This is a genomic window from Streptomyces yamdrokensis, assembly GCF_053890455.1.
This window is the reverse complement of the sequence record NZ_CM132679.1, coordinates 5,028,697-5,046,903: the sequence shown is the minus strand read 5'-3', so window position 1 is coordinate 5,046,903 and position 18,207 is coordinate 5,028,697. Positions and strand designations below refer to the sequence as shown.

The 18,207-nt window shown below is 71.5% G+C and carries 15 protein-coding genes; 9 read left to right on the top strand and 6 right to left on the bottom strand.

Going from position 1 to position 18,207, the window contains the following annotated elements; all coding sequences use genetic code 11:
• Positions 1 to 22: 22 nt before the first annotated feature.
• A complete protein-coding gene (locus ACWZEH_RS22590) occupies positions 23 to 1,045 on the bottom strand; it encodes a 4-hydroxy-3-methylbut-2-enyl diphosphate reductase (protein ID WP_456192931.1) in 1,023 nt (340 codons plus the stop codon).
• 213 nt (positions 1,046 to 1,258) lie between these two features.
• Between ACWZEH_RS22590 and xseA the strand changes: the two genes are divergently transcribed.
• Both xseA and ACWZEH_RS22580 read left to right on the top strand, forming a co-directional pair.
• Entirely contained in the window at positions 1,259 to 2,467 is a 1,209-nt protein-coding gene (gene xseA / locus ACWZEH_RS22585; RefSeq protein ID WP_456192930.1) for an exodeoxyribonuclease VII large subunit, read from the top strand.
• Between the two features lie 9 nt (positions 2,468 to 2,476).
• On the top strand, positions 2,477 to 2,779 hold the full coding sequence (locus tag ACWZEH_RS22580; RefSeq protein ID WP_456192929.1) for an exodeoxyribonuclease VII small subunit: 303 nt from the start codon (positions 2,477 to 2,479) through the stop codon (positions 2,777 to 2,779).
• A 44-nt stretch (positions 2,780 to 2,823) separates the two neighbouring features.
• On the opposite strand, the gene ACWZEH_RS22575 is transcribed toward ACWZEH_RS22580, so the two are convergent.
• Positions 2,824 to 3,036, bottom strand: coding sequence for a DUF4287 domain-containing protein (locus ACWZEH_RS22575; RefSeq protein WP_456192928.1), 213 nt, complete (start codon positions 3,034 to 3,036; stop codon positions 2,824 to 2,826).
• A gap of 253 nt (positions 3,037 to 3,289) precedes the next feature.
• Here ACWZEH_RS22575 and ACWZEH_RS22570 point away from each other — a divergent pair, with 253 nt between their 5' ends.
• A complete protein-coding gene (locus tag ACWZEH_RS22570; protein ID WP_456192927.1) occupies positions 3,290 to 3,880 on the top strand; it encodes a malonic semialdehyde reductase in 591 nt (196 codons plus the stop codon).
• Between the two features lie 84 nt (positions 3,881 to 3,964).
• Here the strand turns inward: ACWZEH_RS22570 and ACWZEH_RS22565 are convergent, their stop codons facing one another.
• Positions 3,965 to 4,492 (bottom strand): DUF4245 domain-containing protein, encoded by a 528-nt coding sequence (locus tag ACWZEH_RS22565; RefSeq protein WP_456192926.1) that lies wholly within the window; start codon positions 4,490 to 4,492, stop codon positions 3,965 to 3,967.
• A gap of 125 nt (positions 4,493 to 4,617) precedes the next feature.
• Here ACWZEH_RS22565 and glpX point away from each other — a divergent pair, with 125 nt between their 5' ends.
• Complete coding sequence (gene glpX / locus ACWZEH_RS22560; protein ID WP_456192925.1) at positions 4,618 to 5,652, top strand: class II fructose-bisphosphatase; 1,035 nt, start codon at positions 4,618 to 4,620, stop codon at positions 5,650 to 5,652.
• 374 nt (positions 5,653 to 6,026) lie between these two features.
• Here the strand turns inward: glpX and ACWZEH_RS22555 are convergent, their stop codons facing one another.
• Positions 6,027 to 6,404 (bottom strand): WhiB family transcriptional regulator, encoded by a 378-nt coding sequence (locus tag ACWZEH_RS22555; RefSeq protein ID WP_456192924.1) that lies wholly within the window; start codon positions 6,402 to 6,404, stop codon positions 6,027 to 6,029.
• Positions 6,405 to 6,569: 165 nt separating this feature from the next.
• On the bottom strand, positions 6,570 to 7,274 hold the full coding sequence (locus ACWZEH_RS22550; RefSeq protein ID WP_456192923.1) for a DUF1707 SHOCT-like domain-containing protein: 705 nt from the start codon (positions 7,272 to 7,274) through the stop codon (positions 6,570 to 6,572).
• A 250-nt stretch (positions 7,275 to 7,524) separates the two neighbouring features.
• On the opposite strand from ACWZEH_RS22550, the gene ACWZEH_RS22545 reads away from it, so the two are divergent.
• The 5 genes from ACWZEH_RS22545 to ACWZEH_RS22525 all read left to right on the top strand — a co-directional run bounded on the left by ACWZEH_RS22545 (position 7,525) and on the right by ACWZEH_RS22525 (position 15,602).
• Positions 7,525 to 9,192 carry a fumarate hydratase gene (locus tag ACWZEH_RS22545; protein ID WP_456192922.1) on the top strand — a complete coding sequence of 556 codons (1,668 nt, stop codon included), beginning with the start codon at positions 7,525 to 7,527 and terminating at the stop codon, positions 9,190 to 9,192.
• Positions 9,193 to 9,580: 388 nt separating this feature from the next.
• Positions 9,581 to 10,549, top strand: a complete 969-nt coding sequence (locus ACWZEH_RS22540) for a M28 family metallopeptidase (protein WP_456192921.1) — start codon at positions 9,581 to 9,583, stop codon at positions 10,547 to 10,549.
• Between the two features lie 281 nt (positions 10,550 to 10,830).
• Positions 10,831 to 12,234, top strand: coding sequence for a class II fumarate hydratase (locus ACWZEH_RS22535; protein ID WP_456192920.1), 1,404 nt, complete (start codon positions 10,831 to 10,833; stop codon positions 12,232 to 12,234).
• 194 nt (positions 12,235 to 12,428) lie between these two features.
• Positions 12,429 to 13,106 carry a cytidylyl-2-hydroxypropylphosphonate hydrolase gene (gene fomD, locus ACWZEH_RS22530; RefSeq protein WP_456192919.1) on the top strand — a complete coding sequence of 226 codons (678 nt, stop codon included), beginning with the start codon at positions 12,429 to 12,431 and terminating at the stop codon, positions 13,104 to 13,106.
• 330 nt (positions 13,107 to 13,436) lie between these two features.
• Positions 13,437 to 15,602 (top strand): SpoIIE family protein phosphatase, encoded by a 2,166-nt coding sequence (locus ACWZEH_RS22525; protein ID WP_456192918.1) that lies wholly within the window; start codon positions 13,437 to 13,439, stop codon positions 15,600 to 15,602.
• 100 nt (positions 15,603 to 15,702) lie between these two features.
• Here ACWZEH_RS22525 and ACWZEH_RS22520 read toward each other — a convergent pair whose 3' ends face one another.
• Complete coding sequence (locus ACWZEH_RS22520) at positions 15,703 to 17,994, bottom strand: transglycosylase domain-containing protein (protein ID WP_456192917.1); 2,292 nt, start codon at positions 17,992 to 17,994, stop codon at positions 15,703 to 15,705.
• Positions 17,995 to 18,207 lie beyond the last annotated feature (213 nt).

Below are 18,207 nucleotides of genomic sequence, written 5' to 3'. Positions count from 1 at the left end.
AGACCGCACTACGCCGACCGCACTACGCCGAGGCCCGGCCCGTCCCCGTGCCGCCGCGCTCCGCCACCAGCGTCGCCGCCTCCTCGCGCAGGTCGCGGCGCAGTTCCTTCGGCAGCGAGAAGATGATGGACTCCTCCGCGGCCTTGACGATCTCGACGTCCTCGAAGCCGCGCCGCGCGAGCCATTCCAGGACCTGCTCGACCAGTATCTCCGGCACCGAGGCGCCCGAGGTGACGCCGACCGTGGAGACGCCCTCCAGCCAGGACTCGTCGATCTCGTCGGCGAAGTCCACCAGGTGGGCGTCGCGGGCGCCCGCGATCTTGGCGACCTCGACGAGACGCTTGGAGTTCGAGGAGTTCCGCGAGCCGACCACGATCACCAGGTCCGCCTCGGCGCCCATCTGCTTGACCGCGAGCTGGCGGTTCTGCGTGGCGTAGCAGATGTCGTCGCTGGGCGGGGAGATCAGCTGGGGGAACTTGTCCTTGAGGGCGTCCACCGTCTCCATGGTCTCGTCCACCGAGAGGGTGGTCTGGGAGAGCCAGACGACCTTCGACGGGTCACGGACCTCGACCTTGGCGACGTCCCCGGGGCCGTCGACGAGCTGGATGTGGTCGGGGGCCTCGCCGGAGGTGCCGATGACCTCCTCGTGGCCCTCGTGCCCGATCAGGAGGATGTCGTAGTCCTCGTTCGCGAACCGGACCGCTTCCTTGTGCACCTTGGTGACCAGCGGGCAGGTCGCGTCGATGGTGGCGAGCCGGCCGCGCTCGGCCTCCTCGTGGACGACGGGGGCCACGCCGTGCGCGGAGAACATGACGATGTTGCCCGGCGGCACCTCCTCCGTCCGTTCGACGAAGACGGCGCCCTTCTTCTCCAGGGTCTGCACGACGTACTTGTTGTGCACGATCTCGTGCCGGACGTAGACGGGGGCCCCGTACTGCTCCAGGGCCTTCTCGACGGCGATCACGGCGCGGTCCACGCCCGCGCAGTAGCCCCGGGGGGCGGCGAGCAGGACACGGCGGCCAGGCGAAGCGGTCATGCGTCCCATCGTAAGGGCCGTGTCCGGTCGTCCGGTGATCGCGTCCGGCGGGAGGTGCCGGACCGGCCCGGGTTCCGGGTGCACGGGGGCGGTGAGCAGGGCGCATGGGCGCGCCGGGCGCATGGGGGAGCGGTGTGCGGGCATGGGCGGGCGGTGTACGGCACAGGGGCGGCGCCCGGTGGCGGCCTGTGTGATGTCGGTGGCCCGCACTACTCTCACGGCATGGCTGTCAACACGTCTGCGGAAGCGCCCATCCCGGTCGGTGAGGTGTCGCGGCTCATCGGGGGGTGGATCGACCGGCTCGGCGCGGTGTGGGTCGAGGGGCAGATCACCCAGCTGTCGCGGCGGCCGGGGGCCGGCGTGGTGTTCATGACGCTGCGGGACGCCTCGTACGACATCTCCGTCGGCGTGACCTGCTACCGGCAGGTGTTCGACGCCGTCGCCGACGCCGTCGGCGAGGGCGCGCGGGTCGTGGTGCACTGCAAGCCCGAGTGGTACGCCCCGCGCGGGCAGCTGTCGCTGCGGGCCGCCGAGATCAGACCGGTCGGGGTCGGGGAACTGCTCGCGCGGCTGGAGCAGCTGAAGAAGTCCCTCGCGCGGGAGGGGCTTTTCGCGCCGGAGCGGAAGAAGACGCTGCCGTTCCTGCCGCGGCTGATCGGGCTGGTCTGCGGACGTGCCTCGGCCGCCGAGCGGGACGTGCTGGAGAACGCCCGGCGCCGCTGGCCCGCCGTCCGCTTCGAGGTGCGCAATGTCGCCGTGCAGGGCGTGCACGCGGTGCCGCAGGTCGTCCAGGCCGTGAAGGAGCTGGACGCGGTCGACGAGGTGGACGTGATCGTCGTGGCGCGGGGCGGGGGCAGCGTGGAGGACCTGCTGCCGTTCTCCGACGAGCAGCTGGTGCGGGCGGTGGCGGCCTGCCGTACGCCGGTCGTCTCCGCGATCGGGCACGAGCCGGACAACCCGCTCCTGGACCACGTCGCCGACGTACGGGCCTCCACTCCGACGGACGCCGCCAAGAAGGTGGTCCCGGACGTGGGCGAGGAGTACGAGCGGGTGCGGTTGCTGCGCGACCGTGCGCGGCGCTGTGTCCAGGCCTTCGTCGACCGGGAGGAGCGGGGGCTGGCCCATGCGCTGGCCCGGCCCTCCATGGAGGAACCGCACCGGATGGTCGACGGGCGGGCCGAGGAGGTCACCGCGCTGCTCGACCGGGCCCGGCGCTCCCTGCGGCACCAGCTGGACCGGACCGACTCCGAGCTGACGCACACGCACGCACGCGTGGTGGCCCTGTCCCCCGCCGCGACGCTGAAGCGCGGGTACGCCGTGCTGCAGCGGGCCGACGGGCACGCGGTGCGTGATCCGGGCGAGGTGGAGGCCGGTGAGGTGTTGCGGGCACGGGTGTCCGAGGGTGAGTTCAGTGTCCGAGTCGATGCGTAGGGTGGGCGGATGACCAGCAAGACGGAGCAGACCGGGCAGACCGGGCAGGCGGAGCGGGTGGCGGGGGCCGCCGGGCAGGCGGAGGCCGAGGCCGAGGCGCTCGGGTACGAGCAGGCGCGGGACGAGCTGATCGAGGTCGTACGCCGTCTGGAGACGGGCGGTACGACGCTGGAGGAGTCGCTCGCGCTCTGGGAGCGGGGCGAGGAGCTGGCCAAGGTGTGCCGGAGCCGGCTGGACGGGGCACGGGCCCGGCTGGACGCGGCGCTCGCGGAGGAGACCGCCGGCGCAAAGGACGGGGCCGGGGACCTGTAGGCCGCGCGCCCGCCGCCCCGCCTGACCGACCCGGCGGGCGGGTGCTACTTGGCGTTGTCCTCGGCCAGGGTGTGGGCGACGAGGGCGTTCGCATGGCCGTGGCCCAGGCCGTGCTCGGCCTTGAGCCAGGCGACCAGCTCCATGTGCCTGACGAGTGGCGAGGAGCGGATCAGCTCCTTCCACTCCGCGATCGGACGGCCGTACCTCTTCTCGATCGACGGGAAGTAGCCGGCCGGTCCCCTGGCGGTGGCGGTCATGTCGGATCGGTCCCCTCTGCTTCGGGTGATGGCGTACTGCTGGTTAGGACTGCGGGCGCGCGAGGAAGCAATCGGGTAATCGACGTGACTCACGTCACCCGGCGAGCGGAAGGGTGGCACGTGTCACCACGCCCCGCTTCGACCGGACCCCACTTTGATTGAACCTTGAACTTCTCTGGCGTAACGTTTTTTCCGTCAAGGTCTTCGCGCCGACCGCGCGGAGCCGACGCCCCCTCTCCCAGAAAGATCACGCATGTCTCTCGTTCTTGACTCCGCCGCCCAGGACCTGCTCTTCCGTGAGGCGCGCACCGCCAACACGTTCACCGACGAGCCGGTGACCGACGAGCAGGTGCAGGCCGTCTACGACCTGGTCAAGTACGGCCCGACCTCCATGAACCAGTCGCCGCTGCGCGTCACCCTGGTCCGCTCCGCCGAGGCCCGCGAGCGTCTCGTCCAGCACATGGCCGAGGGCAACAAGTCCAAGACGGCCGCCGCCCCGCTGGTCGCGATCCTCTCCGCGGACAACGAGTTCCACGAGGAGCTGCCGCAGCTCTTCCCGCACTTCCCGCAGGCCAGGGACATGTTCGCCGCCGACCGCCCGGGGCGGGAGAACCACGCCGCGCTGAACGCCGCTCTCCAGGCCGCGTACTTCATCGTCGGGGTGCGCGCCGCGGGTCTGGCCGCCGGCCCGATGACCGGCTGCGACTTCGAGGGCATCCGCAAGGAGTTCCTCGACGACGACCACACCCCGCTGATGGTCGTCAACCTCGGCCGCCCCGGCCCGGACGCCTGGTTCCCGCGCAGCCCCCGCCTGGAGTACGACCAGGTCGTCACCACCGTCTGACCGCCGCCCGCGCCGCGGCGCACACGGCGCGCGCGTACGGCAGGACCCCCCGACACGCCGTCGGGGGGTCCTGCCGTACGCCGGTCAGTCGGATTCGGTGCGCAGGGCCCCGGCCATCTCCGTCAGCCGGGCGAAGGACGCCGTGCCCGTCACCACCGTGGTCGAGTCGTCGTCCTCGAGCACCAGCGCGTCGTACTGATCGCCCTCGTACCGGGTCCAGGTCCTGCCTGCGATCTGCTGTGTCTTCCCGGTCTTCTCCGCGCCCTGGGTCTCCTCCTCGATGAAGACCACCGGCTTTCGGGTCGACTGCTCGACCGCCACGTACTCCCCGTCGGGGGCCCGGTAGCCGAGGTGCCAGGCGTCGAACTCCTCGCCCCGGAAACGGACGGAGGTGGGCTTCCACGCCTCGGGCAGGCCCTCGGGCGCGGCCACCGCGTAGGCGGCGGCACGGCGCGCGGTGAGCAGGTCGACGCGGTAGTCCACCCGCTTGAGGTCGGGCTCACTGTCGTCGTGCGGGATGAACAGCCAGATCACTCCCGCGGCGAGCAAGATGAGGCCCAGGGAAAGGATCATGTCCCGGGCCGACTTCTGCGTGCTGTTCGTTCCTGCCACGCCCCTATCGTCGCAGGTGCCCGGTCCGCTCATCCGTGGGGTCCCCTGCTCATTCTGTCCGCCCGGCGCTAGAGTCGGGCTCAACACCCTCATCCGGCCGTCGTCGTACAGAAAGGTGCGCTCCGATGACCGAGAATCATCAGTTGCCGTCCGAACTCGATGTGCCCTCCGAAGCTCCCGACCGCAACCTCGCCATGGAACTCGTCCGGGTCACCGAGGCCGCCGCGATGGCCGCCGGGCGCTGGGTCGGGCGCGGCGACAAGAACGGCGCCGACGGCGCCGCGGTACGGGCCATGCGCACCCTCGTCTCCACCGTCTCGATGAACGGCGTCGTCGTCATCGGCGAGGGGGAGAAGGACGAGGCCCCCATGCTCTTCAACGGGGAGCGCGTGGGCGACGGGACCGGGCCCGAGTGCGACATCGCCGTCGACCCGATCGACGGCACCACGCTGACCGCCAAGGGCATGACCAACGCGATCGCCGTACTGGCCGCCGCCGAACGTGGCTCGATGTTCGACCCGTCTGCCGTGTTCTACATGGACAAGCTGGTCACCGGGCCCGAGGCCGCCGACTTCGTCGACATCGACGCGCCCGTGTCCGTGAACATCCGCCGGGTCGCCAAGGCCAAGCGGGCCACCCCCGAGGACGTCACGGTGGTGATCCTCGACCGGCCCCGGCACGAGGGCATCATCCAGGAGATCAGGGAGACCGGGGCGCGCATAAAGCTGATCTCCGACGGTGACGTGGCCGGCTCGATCCTCGCCCTGCGCGAGGGCACCGGCATCGATCTGCTGCTCGGCATCGGCGGCACCCCCGAGGGCATCATCTCGGCCTGCGCCGTGAAGTGCCTCGGCGGCACCCTCCAGGGCAAGCTGTGGCCGCAGGACGACGCGGAGCGGCAGCGTGCGCTCGACGCGGGGCACGACCTCGACCGGGTGCTGACCGACGCGGACCTCGTCACCAGCGACAACGTGTTCTTCGTGGCCACCGGCATCACCGACGGCGAACTGCTGCGCGGGGTGCGGTACCGGTCCGAGACCGCCACGACCGACTCCATCGTGATGCGGTCCAAGTCGGGGACGGTGCGGCGGATCGACTCCGAGCACCGGCTGAGCAAGCTGCGTGCGTACAGTGCGGTGGATTTCGACCGGGCGAAGTAGCTCCGCGGGGTTCGCCGGAGGTTGTGCGGGTGGCCCACGGGTGTGCGGTCCGCGGGTCCCCCGCCTCGCGCCGTCCGGCGTCTCGTCGAACGGTGCGGGTCCGCTGTGGCCGGGCGCGCGGTTTTCCGCGCCCCCTTTTGGGCCACCGGTGCCGGAAGGGCGCCCCCGTGCAGTGGGCGTCGCGCGGTTCCCCGCGCCCCTGGCAGGTCACCCGGCACGGGAATCGCCCCCCGTGCACCTCATGTCGCGCAGTCCCCCGCGCCCCCCGGTGGAACGCCCCGCGCCGGGAAGGCATCCCTCGTGCAGCGCGGGGTGCTCGGTTTTCCGCGGTCCTGGGCGGGCCGAGTGCGCGGGGTCCGAGAGCCGGGGGCTGGTCAGCCTGCCGCTGCTATGGGGCCGCCGGTGCGGGCGGCCTTCTGGAGTTCCAGGTCCCGGCGGCGGCGTCGGGCCAGGACCACGCGGCGCTCGGCGGCGGTCAGACCGCCCCAGACCCCGTAGGGCTCGGGCTGGAGCAGGGCGTGCTCCCGGCACTCCACCATCACCGGACAGCGGGCGCAGACCCGCTTCGCGGCCTCCTCGCGGGAGAGCCTGGCGGCCGTGGGCTCCTTCGACGGGGCGAAGAACAGTCCTGCCTCGTCGCGCCGGCACACCGCCTCGGTGTGCCAGGGCGCGTCCCGGTCCCTGTCTCGCGTCGGCACCCGCTGGGCCGGAACGGCAGCTACCTGCAGGGGCGAATGCGGCGGTTGCGGCACGGGTCTACTCCTGACGACGGCTTCGCGAGCGAGAGACGATGCAGCAAGGCCTACCCGCTGTGCGCACGCCTATGCACTGAGTCCCGAACCGCCGCTTCCGGAAGCGGAATCCGGCCCACGCCGCCACCGCACCGCTGCCTCACCACGCGGCGGGGCGCCTCCGCTTCACCGGCGCCAACGGTCCTGGTGCCACCGCATACTCTTGTCCACCGAGCGCTGCACCCGGTCGAGGATGTCCGCCACCAGCTTGCCCCGCTCGGGCCGTGCCTCGACGTTGCCCAGCACCGCCCAGCCGTCCACGTAGACCACCGGCGCCTCGGGGTCCTCCGCGTCCAGCGAGACCACCTCGAAGTTGCCGAGGACACCCCCGCCCATGCCGCGCAGCGACACGTTCTCCGGGACGCTGACCTCGACGTTGCCGAAGACCGAGAAGGCCTTGATCACGACCTGCTGGTGGTCGAAGATCGCCTCACTGAGGTCTATCTCGACGCTGCCGAAGATCGCGTACACGTGGATGCGGCGGCCCGCCCGCCGGCGGCCCTTGCGGGTGGCGGCGCTGAAGACCGCGACCACGTTGTCGTCGGGGTCCATCGGGACGGCGCCCGCGGTGGGCCGGCTGGGCGCCGCGGCGGGAACCGCGCGCCGCTGGTGGGCGCCCGGCAGGTCCCGCACGAACACCTCGAGCTCCCCGGCGGTCTTGGCGGCCAGCACGCCCTCGACGCGCTCGGAGTGCTCCTCGGGGGTCAGCCTGCCTTCGGCGAGGGCGTCGTGCAGAAGGTCGGCGACACGGTCGCGGTCGGCGTCCGAGACGCGCAGCTCGGCGGCCCGCGGTGCGCTGTCCTGCGGCTGGGCGTGCTTCTGAAGGTCCACGGCAGCAGCGTACCCAAACGCGATAGATCGCGACTACCCCCTGTCGCGAAATACTCGTGAACGCCACGGGGACCACCGGGCGGGAAGCGCGAGAGCCTGCAGCCGAGTCCGTGGCCGAGCCCGTGGCCGAGCCCGTGGCCGACGGCAACTGAGGACAACCTCACAAGCTCCCCCGCCGCGGCAGGTCCTACGCTGGTGGCCGCTCGCCGGCGTCGGCGGGCGGCCACCTGTCGAGTGAGGAATGGGCGAGATGCCTGAGTTCGAGTACGCCGATCTGCTCCCCATGGGAGAGGACACCACCCCCTACCGGCTGGTGACCTCCGAGGGTGTCTCCACCTTCGAGGCCGACGGACGGACCTTCCTCAAGGTGGAGCCGGAGGCGCTGCGCAGGCTCGCCGAAGAGGCCATCCGCGACATCCAGCACTACCTCCGCCCCGCCCACCTCACCCAGCTGCGCCGCATCATCGACGACCCCGAGGCCTCGCCCAACGACAAGTTCGTCGCCCTGGACCTGCTGAAGAACGCCAACATCGCGGCGGCCGGCGTGCTCCCCATGTGCCAGGACACCGGCACCGCGATCGTCATGGGCAAGCGCGGCCAGAACGTCCTCACCGAGGGCGGCGACGAGGAGGCCCTCTCCCGGGGCGTCTACGACGCCTACCACAACCTCAACCTGCGCTACTCCCAGATGGCGCCCCTGACCATGTGGGAGGAGAAGAACACCGGCTCCAACCTCCCCGCCCAGATCGAGCTGTACGCGACCGACGGCGGCGCCTACAAGTTCCTGTTCATGGCCAAGGGCGGCGGCTCCGCCAACAAGAGCTTCCTCTACCAGGAGACCAAGGCCGTCCTGAACGAGTCCTCCATGATGAAGTTCCTGGAGGAGAAGATCCGTTCGCTCGGCACGGCCGCCTGTCCGCCGTACCACCTGGCGATCGTCGTCGGCGGCACGTCCGCCGAGTACGCGCTGAAGACCGCGAAGTACGCCTCCGCGCACTACCTCGACGAGATCCCCTCCGAGGGCTCCCCGCTCGGCCACGGCTTCCGCGACAAAGAGCTGGAGGAGAAGGTCTTCGAACTGACCCAGAGGATCGGCATCGGCGCGCAGTTCGGCGGGAAGTACTTCTGCCACGACGTCCGCGTGGTCCGGCTGCCGCGGCACGGCGCGTCCTGCCCGGTCGCGATCGCCGTCTCCTGCTCCGCCGACCGTCAGGCCGTCGCGAAGATCACCGCCGAGGGAGTCTTCCTCGAGCAGCTGGAGCGGGACCCCGCGCGGTTCCTCCCGGAGACGACGGACGAGCAGCTGGAGGCCGAGGGCGACGTCGTCAGGATCGACCTGAACCAGCCGATGGACGACATCCTCGCGGAGCTCACCAAGTACCCGGTGAAGACCCGCCTCTCCCTCACCGGCCCGCTGGTCGTCGCCCGCGACATCGCGCACGCCAAGATCAAGGAGCGGCTGGACGCGGGCGAGGGGATGCCGCAGTACCTCAAGGACCACCCGGTGTACTACGCCGGTCCGGCCAAGACCCCCGAGGGCTACGCCTCCGGCTCCTTCGGCCCGACCACGGCCGGGCGCATGGACTCCTACGTCGAGCAGTTCCAGGCGGCGGGCGGTTCCAAGGTGATGCTCGCCAAGGGCAACCGCAGCAAGCAGGTCACCGACGCGTGCGACGCGCACGGCGGCTTCTACCTCGGCTCGATCGGCGGGCCGGCCGCCCGGCTCGCCCAGGACTGCATCAGGAAGGTCGAGGTCCTGGAGTACGAGGAGCTCGGCATGGAGGCGGTCTGGAAGATCGAGGTCGAGGACTTCCCGGCGTTCGTCGTCGTCGACGACAAGGGCAACGACTTCTTCCAGGATCCGGCGCCGGCTCCCACGTTCACGTCGATTCCGGTGCGGGGGCCGGGACTGGCGTAGTGCCCCCGGGGGCAGCGGTTGAGGGTTTCAACCCCCGCCGCCCCTTCTCCTCCCGTTCCCGGGGCCGCGCCCCGGGTTCCCTTCGGCCCCGAACGGGCCTCGTCCTCGAACGCCGGACGGACGGGCCCCACCCCGCAGTTCGTCCTCGACCGGCCGGGGGCCGGCTCGGCACCGGCGCGCCCTCACGACGGGCCCCGGAGACGCACGCGGGATCCCGCGTGCCCGGATAGCGGACACCGTGTTCTTTTTTTGGACAACCTGTCCGCACGGGCCCCGTTTCCGTTGACTCCCCCGGCCTTCACTGTGAGCCTTCTCGCCACCTTGACATGCGCACGCTATGTCGGGCTCCCTGTGGCCCACCCCACGGCCACCTCCCGAAGGAGACAGTGTGAGACGACGATTCGCCGTGGCGAGCTTCTCCCTCGCCGTCGTGCTCGGCTGCGGGACACTCCCCGCCGCGGCCGCCGCTCCCGCGGACACGGGCCGGTCCGTCACCGCCGTGAACGCGCTCGCCGCGCCCGACGTCGACGTGACGAAGGTGCGGGCCCACCTGAGCGAGCTCAGCGCCATCGCCGGCCGCAACGGCGGCAACCGCCGCTCCACCACCCAGGGGTACCGCGACTCGGTCGCCTACGTGAAGGGCAGGCTGCAGGCGGCCGGGTACACCGTCACCGAGCAGCCCTGCACCTCCGGCTGCACCCGCGGAGCGGGTCCCAACCTGATCGCCGAGTGGCCGCAGGGCGACGCGAACAACGTGTACATGTTCGGCGCCCACCTCGACGGCGTCTCCGCGGGCCCCGGCATGAACGACAACGGCTCCGGCTCGGCCGCACTCCTGGAGAACGCCCTGACCCTGGCCCAGCAGAACCCGGCCATGCGCGACCGGGTCCGCTTCGCCTGGTGGACCGACGAGGAGCAGGGCCTCAACGGCTCCGAGTTCTACGTCCGTTCGCTGTCCTCCACCCAGCGCTCCAGGATCCGGGCGTACTACAACTTCGACATGATCGCCTCGACCAACGGCGGCTACTTCATCAACCGCATCACCACGTCGGCCGCCGCGCCGATGAAGGCGTACTGGGACTCGCTGGGCCTGCGGCCCGAGGAGAACACCGAGGGCGCCGGGCGCAGCGACGACTACCCCTTCCAGCAGGCCGGCATCCCCACCTCCGGCTACGCGATGGGCGCCGGCGCCCGCAAGACGTCCGCACAGGCCGCCAAGTGGGGCGGCACGGCCGGTTCCGCCTACGACCCCTGCTACCACCGGTCCTGCGACACCCTCGCCAACATCAACACCACCGGCCTGAACCGCGCGGCCGACGGCATCGCCCACACCCTCTGGCAGCAGGCCGTCTCCTGACACCGGGAAGCCGCCGGTTCCCGGCCCGGCGGCGTACGCGGGCCGCCGGGTGGCCGTCTCCCCGGGGCCCGTGAGAGCGCGTCCCCGCGGGCGGGCCTCCCGGCCGACGGCGCGTGCCTCCGGGGCGCCCGGCCGGCGCCGGTCGCCACGTGGCACTCCGCCCCGCCGCTCCCTCGCGGCGGGGCGGAGTGCGTTCCGGGTACCCGCGTGGAACGCCGGCAAGGTGCCGGCAGGAATACACCCGGCCCGCACCACTGCTGTGGACCTTCGGAGGTACGACGATGACGACCACGGACGACAACCGGCACTACCGCATCGAGCACGATTCCATGGGGGAGGTGAAGGTACCCGCCGACGCCAAGTGGCGGGCTCAGACGCAGCGGGCCGTGGAGAACTTCCCGGTCTCGGGGCAGCGCATCGAACGCGCCCACATCGAGGCCCTCGCCCGGATCAAGGGCGCCGCGGCGAAGGTGAACGCGCGTCTCGGTGTGCTGGACGAGGACATCGCCGAGGCGATCGGTGAGGCGGCCGGGGAGGTCGCCGGGGGGAAGTGGGACGAGCACTTCCCCGTCGACGTGTTCCAGACGGGTTCGGGCACCTCGTCCAACATGAACACCAACGAGGTCATCGCCACCCTGGCGGCCGAACGGCTCGGGCGCCCCGTGCATCCCAACGACCACGTCAACGCCTCCCAGTCGTCCAACGACGTCTTCCCGTCCTCGATCCACATCGCCGCCACCGCCGCCGTCACCCGGGACCTCGTGCCGGCTCTCGAGCACCTCGCGGCCTCGCTGGAGCGCAAGGCCGAGGAGTTCGCCGACGTGGTGAAGTCGGGGCGTACGCACCTGATGGACGCCACGCCCGTCACCCTCGGGCAGGAGTTCGGCGGGTACGCGGCCCAGGTGCGCTACGGGGTCGAGCGGCTGCACGCCTCCCTCCCCCGGCTGGCCGAGCTGCCCCTCGGCGGGACCGCCGTCGGCACCGGCATCAACACCCCGCCCGGGTTCCCGGCCGCCGTCATCGAGGAGGTCGCCCGGGTCACCGGGCTGCCGCTGACCGAGGCCCGTGACCACTTCGAGGCGCAGGGCGCGCGGGACGGCATCGTGGAGACCAGCGGCCAGCTGCGGACGATCGCGGTCGGCCTGACGAAGATCGCCAACGATCTTCGGTGGATGGCCTCGGGCCCCCGCACCGGCCTCGCCGAGATCACCCTGCCCGACCTCCAGCCCGGCTCCTCGATCATGCCCGGCAAGGTCAACCCGGTCGTCCCGGAGGCCGTGCTCATGGTGAGCGCGCAGGTCGTCGGCAACGACGCGACCGTCGCCACCGCGGGCGCCGCCGGCAACTTCGAGCTCAACGTGATGCTGCCCGTCATCGCGAAGAACGTCCTGGAGTCGATCAGGCTGCTCGCGAACGCCTCCCGGCTGCTCGCCGACCGTACGGTCGACGGAATCGTCGCCGACCGCGAGCGGGCCCGGGAGTACGCCGAGTCCTCTCCGTCCGTGGTCACCCCGCTCAACAGGTACATCGGCTACGAGGAGGCCGCGAAGGTCGCCAAGAAGGCGCTGGCACAGCGGAAGACCATCCGTCAGGTGGTCCTGGAGAGCGGGTACGTCGAGCGCGGCGACCTCACCGTGGAGCAGCTCGACGAGGCGCTGGACGTCCTGCGGATGACGCACCCGTGAGGCGGTGCGGCTGAGGCGTGTCCCCCCGCCGCGTCTCAGCCGCACCCCACCCGCGTCCCCGCCGTGCCCGTACCGCACCCCCGCCCCGCCTCCGCCGTGTCCACGCCGTGCTCCGCCGTGTCTCCGGTGTTCCGCACGGGTGAAGCGTGACGGGGACCGCAGCGATCTGTGCCTGCGGCACCTAATATCTGCCCATGGCAGAGGGCGGAGCGGCAGGACGCGGGGACGGCCACTGGGCACCGGGGACGCAGGTCCTGTGGCGCTACCGGGAGAACGGCGGCGCGCGCTTGCACATCGCGCGCCCCGTCACGGTCGTACGCGACGATCCCGACCTGCTCGCCGTGTGGATGGCGCCCGGCACCGAGTGCGTGAAGCCGGTGCTCGCCGACGGCACCCCCGTGCACCAGGAGCCCCTCCGCACCCGGTACACCAAGCCCCGCACGGTCCAGCGCGGCCGCTGGACCGGGACCGGTGTGCTGAAGCTGGCCCGGCCCGGTGAGCCCTGGTCGGTGTGGCTGTTCTGGGACCAGGGCTGGCGGTTCAAGAACTGGTACGTGAACCTGGAGGAGCCGCTGGCCCGTTGGGCCGGCGGGGTGGACTCCGAGGATCATTTTCTGGACATCTCCGTGCACCCGGACCGCAGTTGGCACTGGCGGGACGAGGACGAGTTCGCGCAGGCCCAGCGGGACGGACTGGTGGACGCCGCGCTGGCCGGCCGGGTGCGGGAGGCGGGCCGGGACGCGGTGGCCGTGATCTCCCGGTGGGGAACCCCCTTCTCGGACGGCTGGCAGAACTGGCGCCCGGATCCGTCGTGGGCGGTACCTTCACTGCCATCGGACTGGGATCGCACGCCTGTGCATCTGACGTCATGAGACTCTTGATGCACCCCGGGTCAGGAAACGTAGGATCGTCCTCCGCAAGGCACCGGGCGGCGGCAACTTCCGGAACACGCGCTGGGCTTGACCGAACGTCACCGAGGGGCGGCAGGACGTGAGCGAGGGGTACGGCACCACCGGTGCGGGCCGGGGACGGCCGGCAGGCGGCACAGAAGCAGGCGCCCACCACACGGGAACCCCGTTCCTGGGGCAGGCGTTTCGGGTATCGGAGTCTCGGCGGGACGTACGGTGTGCACGGCGTGCGTCCCCGGCCTCACGTTCACGGGGCGGGCGCGAAGGTGAGGAACGGGCCGTGGCCCCGGACGGATGGACTCGACGCGCGTGACGGAGCAGCCGACCTCCTACGAGCGCCCGGAACCGGGCGTCACCCCCGCGGATGCCCACGGGGCGGTCCTGCCTGCCTCGGCACCGGCACACGGACCCGGCCCGACATCGTCGTCATCGCCGCCTCCGGTGGCGTCGGGTACCGCCGGGCCCGGCGCCGAGCACTCCCAGCCGCACGCCGGGCAGGAATCCGGACCCGACACCCACCGACCTCGGCCCGCGCCCGAGGGCATCCCGCTCCAGCCGGCCGGAGGACAGAAACCCGACGTGCACGACCACCCGGCATCGGACCACGTGACAGCGGATCCCCCGGCAGCGGGCCCTTCGGCACCCGGCGGCGCGTCCCAGGAGGAGGCGTCCCAGGACCACTCTGTGCCCGCCCCCGACGGTCCCGAGCGGCGCACCGGTCAGGTGACCCAGCCCGGGAAGCCCACGCCGATGCGGCGGGACGGGGACCGGCTGAGGTTCGTCGGCGCCGCGACCCGGCGGATCGCCCGCGGCATCGATCTCGAAGAGATCGTGATGGGTCTGTGCCGGGCCACCGTGCCCACCTTCGCCGACACCATCCTGGTCTACCTGCGCGAGCCGCTGCCGGTCGGTGACGAGCGGCCCACCGGTCCACTGGTGCTGCGGCTGCGGCGCAGCGACCGGATCCCGGCCGAGCGCGACACCGAGGGCGGATTCGTGCCGGCCGCCGCGCCCACGCCGTCCGAGCTGGACTCCATCGGCTCGGAGCGGTGCACGGTGCGGCCCGGCAGCGCGCTCGCCGAAGTGCTGCGCGGGGTAAGGCCGGTGTTCACGGACGCGCCCGCCGCGCGCGCCGCGCTGCCCGAACTCCTGGGCGAGGGAGCCGAATCGGCCGTCCCCGACGGCCAGCGGGCGATCCTCGCGCCGCTGCGCGGCCGGCGCCGGGTGATCGGTGCGGCCCTGTTCCTGCGCGGCCCTGGGCGCCCGGCGTTCGAGGCCGACGACCTGCTGGTCGCCGCCCAGCTCGCCACGCACAGCGCCCTCGGCATCGACAAGGCGGTGCTGTACGGGCGGGAGGCGTACATCGCGGACGAGCTGCAGCGGACCATGCTGCCGGAGAACCTGCCGCGCTGCACCGGCGTGCGGCTGGCCTCCCGCTATCTGCCGGCCGCCGAGACCGCGCGCGTGGGCGGTGACTGGTACGACGCCATCCCGTTGCCCGGCAGCAGGGTCGCGCTGGTCGTCGGCGACGTCATGGGACACTCCATGACCTCCGCCGCGATCATGGGCCAGTTGCGCACCACCGCCCAGACCCTGGCCGGCCTCGACCTGCCGCCGCAGGAGGTGCTGCACCACCTCGACGAGCAGGCGCAGCGGCTCGGCGCGGACCGCATGGCGACCTGCCTGTACGCGGTGTACGACCCGGTCGCGCACCGCATCACCATCGCCAACGCCGGTCATCCGCCGCCCATTCTGCTGCCCCTCGGCGGGCGGGCCGAGGTGCTGCGGGTGCCCGCGGGCGCCCCGATCGGCGTCGGCGGCGTGGACTTCGAGGCGGTCGAGCTGGACGCGCCGGCCGGGGCGACGCTGCTGCTCTACACGGACGGCCTGGTCGAGTCCCGGCTGCGGGACGTGTGGACCGGCATCGACCAGCTGCGCGACAAGCTCACCGCGACCGCGCAGCTGACCGGCCCGGACCATCCGCCGCCGCTGGAGGCGCTGTGCGACGAGGTGCTCGACATGCTCGGTCCGGGTGACCGGGACGACGACATCGCGCTGCTCGCCGCCCGCTTCGACGGGATCGCGCCGAACGACGTGGCGTACTGGTTCCTCGAGCCGGAGGACGCCGCTCCCGGCCGGGCCCGCCGGCTGGCCCGCCGGGCGCTGTCCCGGTGGGGCATGGAGGACCTGAGCGACTCGGTGGAGCTGCTGGTCAGCGAGGTGGTCACCAACGCGGTCCGGTACGCCTCCCGTCCGGTCACCCTGCGGCTGCTGCGTACGGACGTCCTGCGCTGCGAGGTCGGTGACGACGTGCCCCAGCTCCCGCGGCTGCGGCAGGCACGCGCCACGGACGAGGGCGGCCGCGGCCTCTACCTGGTCAACCGCCTGGCCCGCCGCTGGGGCGCGACCCGGCTGAGCACCGGCAAGGTGGTGTGGTTCGAACTGAACCACAACGGCTGAACCACAACGGCTGAAGCACGGCAGGCACGCCGAACCGCACGAACGAGGTGGGGGCACCCGGTGACAACACCGGATGCCCCCACCTCGTGGGTCTCCCCGCCTACTGCTGCTCCTCGCCGTCCGGCGTCTCGTCCGGGTCGGGCGGGATCTCGTCGGTGGGCGGGGTGAAGGACGGCGACGTCGGCGGTGTGGTCGTCGGCTCTTCGGTCGGGGGCTCCGTCGTCGGTTCCTCGGTGGGTTCCTCGGTGGTCGGAGCCTGTGTGGTCGGTTCCTCGGTCGTCGGTTCCTCGGTGGGCGAGGCCGGCGGCGACGCGGGCGCCGATGACGACGGGGGCGGTGCGACGGCGGCGCCCTGGTCGGTCTCCAGGTCGAACCTGCTGGTCTTCTCCATCACGCCGAAGGTGTACGCGGCCCAGATCTGTGCCGGGAAGCCGCCTCCGTTGACCCGGTCCTGGCCGCCCGCGCCGTACATCTCGACCTGCGGGTGCGGGGCCTTGTCGTCCTCGCCGAACAGGCCGACCGTGGTGACCAGGTCGGGGGTGTAGCCGGCGAACCAGGCCGACTTGTTGTTGTCGGAGGTGCCCGTCTTGCCGGCGACCTGCTGGCCGTCGCGCAGGGGGTTGTCCCGGACCGAGGCCTGCGCGGTGCCGTCGTCGACCACGCCGGTCAGGACCGAGGTCACCGTGTCGGCGGCCTCGCGGCTGATGACCTGCTCGCCGACGGCGTCCGGGACGGTGACGGTGCGGTTGAGGTGCTCCGCCGACTTGATGAGCGTCGGGGTGGTCCGCTTGCCGTGGTTGTCGAGGGTGGCGTAGACGGCGGCCATGTCCAGCGGGCTCGCGCCCATGGAGCCCAGGGTCTGGGCGGGCACCGCCTCCAGGTCCTCGACGTCCATGCCGAGCCTGCCCGCGGTATCCATCACCTTCTCCATGCCGACGTCGACGCCCATCTGCGCGAAGACGGAGTTGACGGACTTGTTCATGGCCGTCTGGACGGTGATGTCGCCGTAGTCCCGGTCGTCCTCGTTCTCCGGGGCGAAGCCGACCTTCGTGCCGTTCTCCTCGACGGGGCGCTTGCTGGTGCCGTCGTAGACCGTGTTGGCCGCGATCGGCCGGCCGTCCTGCGTCTTTGCCTGTTCCTCGACGGCGGCGGCCAGGATGACCGGCTTGAAGGTGGAGGCGGGCTGGTAGTCGGGGCGGGTGGCGTTGTTCGTGAAGTGCTTGAGGTAGTCCTCGCCGCCGTACATCGCCACGACCGCGCCGGTCTTCGGGTCCACGGAGACGGCGCCGGCCTGGACGTCGGCGTCGACCTCGCGCTCCTCGGCGTCCAGCTTGCCGGTGAGCTGGGTCCTGACCGCCTCCTCCAGCTCCTTCTGCTTCTTCTTGTCGATGTTGAGGGTGACGGTCCAGCCACCGAGGTCGACCAGGGCGTCGGCCTCCTTGGCGTCCGTGGCGGTGCCCTCGTCGACCAGCCGGCGCTTCAGCGCGGCGTTGGCCTCGTTCACCAGGTAGCCGACCTGACCGGCCTGGCCCGGATTGCCCTTGGGGTCCTTGGGCACCGGGAACTCCAGGCCGGACCGCTCGGCGGCGTCCAGCCACTTCTCCTCGACCATGTTGTCCAGGACGTAGTTCCAGCGGTTCTTGACGAGCTTCTTGCCGGCGTCCGAGGCCACCGCCCAGTCGTACTGGCTCGGTGCCTGGAGCAGCGCGGCGAGGTAGGCGCCCTGCTCGACCGTCAGGTCCTCGGCGTCGACCTGGTAGTAGGCCTGGGCGGCGGCCTGGACCCCGTAGGCGCCGCGGCCGTAGTAGCTGGTGTTCATGTAGCCGGCGAGGATGTAGTCCTTGGACTTCTCCCGGTCCAGCTTCAGGGAGATGACGACTTCCTGGAGCTTGCGCGAGACCGTCTGTTCCTGGGTCAGGTAGTAGTTCTTCACGTACTGCTGGGTGATCGTCGAACCACCCTGCGCGCCCTTGCCGGACACGGTGTTGAGCAGACCGCGCGCGGTGCCCTTGAGGTCGACACCGGCGTCCTGGTAGAACGTCTTGTTCTCGGCGGCGACGAACGCCCGCTGGACCGGCTTGGGGACCTGCGACAGGTCGACGACCTCACGGTTGACCTCGCCGTCGCGGGCCATGACCGAGCCGTCGCTGTACTTGTAGACGTTGCTCTGCTGCTGGGCGTCGGCGTTCCCCTCGGGGATGTCGATCACCATGTACAGCACGATGAAGGCGCCCATGCCGAGCAGGCAGAGGCCGAAGGCCGTGCCGAGGATCTTCTTCCAGGTGAAGAGGCGGCGTATCCGGCCCGGGCCGTTCCCGCCCGACGCATGGCCCCCGGATGCCGCACGGTGCCCACCGCGCTGTCGTGCGCGTCGTTCTTCCGCTCGTCCCATGGGTCCGCCCTGCTCCGCTTCGTTCGTGTGTGCTGACGAGGCACACGGGTTCGCCGCTCAGGTCAACTCCGCAAGCTAACACCGGAAGCTATGACAAACATCGACCGATCCGGCCTTTACGGGCGTGACAATCAGCACCCTCCCCACCGGAACCTCCACCCGTCTCACCAGAACCGACGTGCGAGACCTGTTCACGGTTGCCGTGAAGCGCTA

Bases quoted from the DNA above. Each gene is read 5' to 3' on its own strand.
- ACWZEH_RS22590 (WP_456192931.1), bottom strand. From the start codon at position 1,045: ATGGGACGCATGACCGCTTCGCCTGGCCGCCGTGTCCTGCTCGCCGCC.
- xseA (WP_456192930.1), top strand. From the start codon at position 1,259: ATGGCTGTCAACACGTCTGCGGAAGCGCCCATCCCGGTCGGTGAGGTG.
- ACWZEH_RS22580 (WP_456192929.1), top strand. From the start codon at position 2,477: ATGACCAGCAAGACGGAGCAGACCGGGCAGACCGGGCAGGCGGAGCGG.
- ACWZEH_RS22575 (WP_456192928.1), bottom strand. From the start codon at position 3,036: ATGACCGCCACCGCCAGGGGACCGGCCGGCTACTTCCCGTCGATCGAG.
- ACWZEH_RS22570 (WP_456192927.1), top strand. From the start codon at position 3,290: ATGTCTCTCGTTCTTGACTCCGCCGCCCAGGACCTGCTCTTCCGTGAG.
- glpX (WP_456192925.1), top strand. From the start codon at position 4,618: ATGACCGAGAATCATCAGTTGCCGTCCGAACTCGATGTGCCCTCCGAA.
- ACWZEH_RS22545 (WP_456192922.1), top strand. From the start codon at position 7,525: ATGCCTGAGTTCGAGTACGCCGATCTGCTCCCCATGGGAGAGGACACC.
- ACWZEH_RS22535 (WP_456192920.1), top strand. From the start codon at position 10,831: ATGACGACCACGGACGACAACCGGCACTACCGCATCGAGCACGATTCC.
- fomD (WP_456192919.1), top strand. From the start codon at position 12,429: ATGGCAGAGGGCGGAGCGGCAGGACGCGGGGACGGCCACTGGGCACCG.
- ACWZEH_RS22525 (WP_456192918.1), top strand. From the start codon at position 13,437: ATGGACTCGACGCGCGTGACGGAGCAGCCGACCTCCTACGAGCGCCCG.
- ACWZEH_RS22520 (WP_456192917.1), bottom strand. From the start codon at position 17,994: ATGGGACGAGCGGAAGAACGACGCGCACGACAGCGCGGTGGGCACCGT.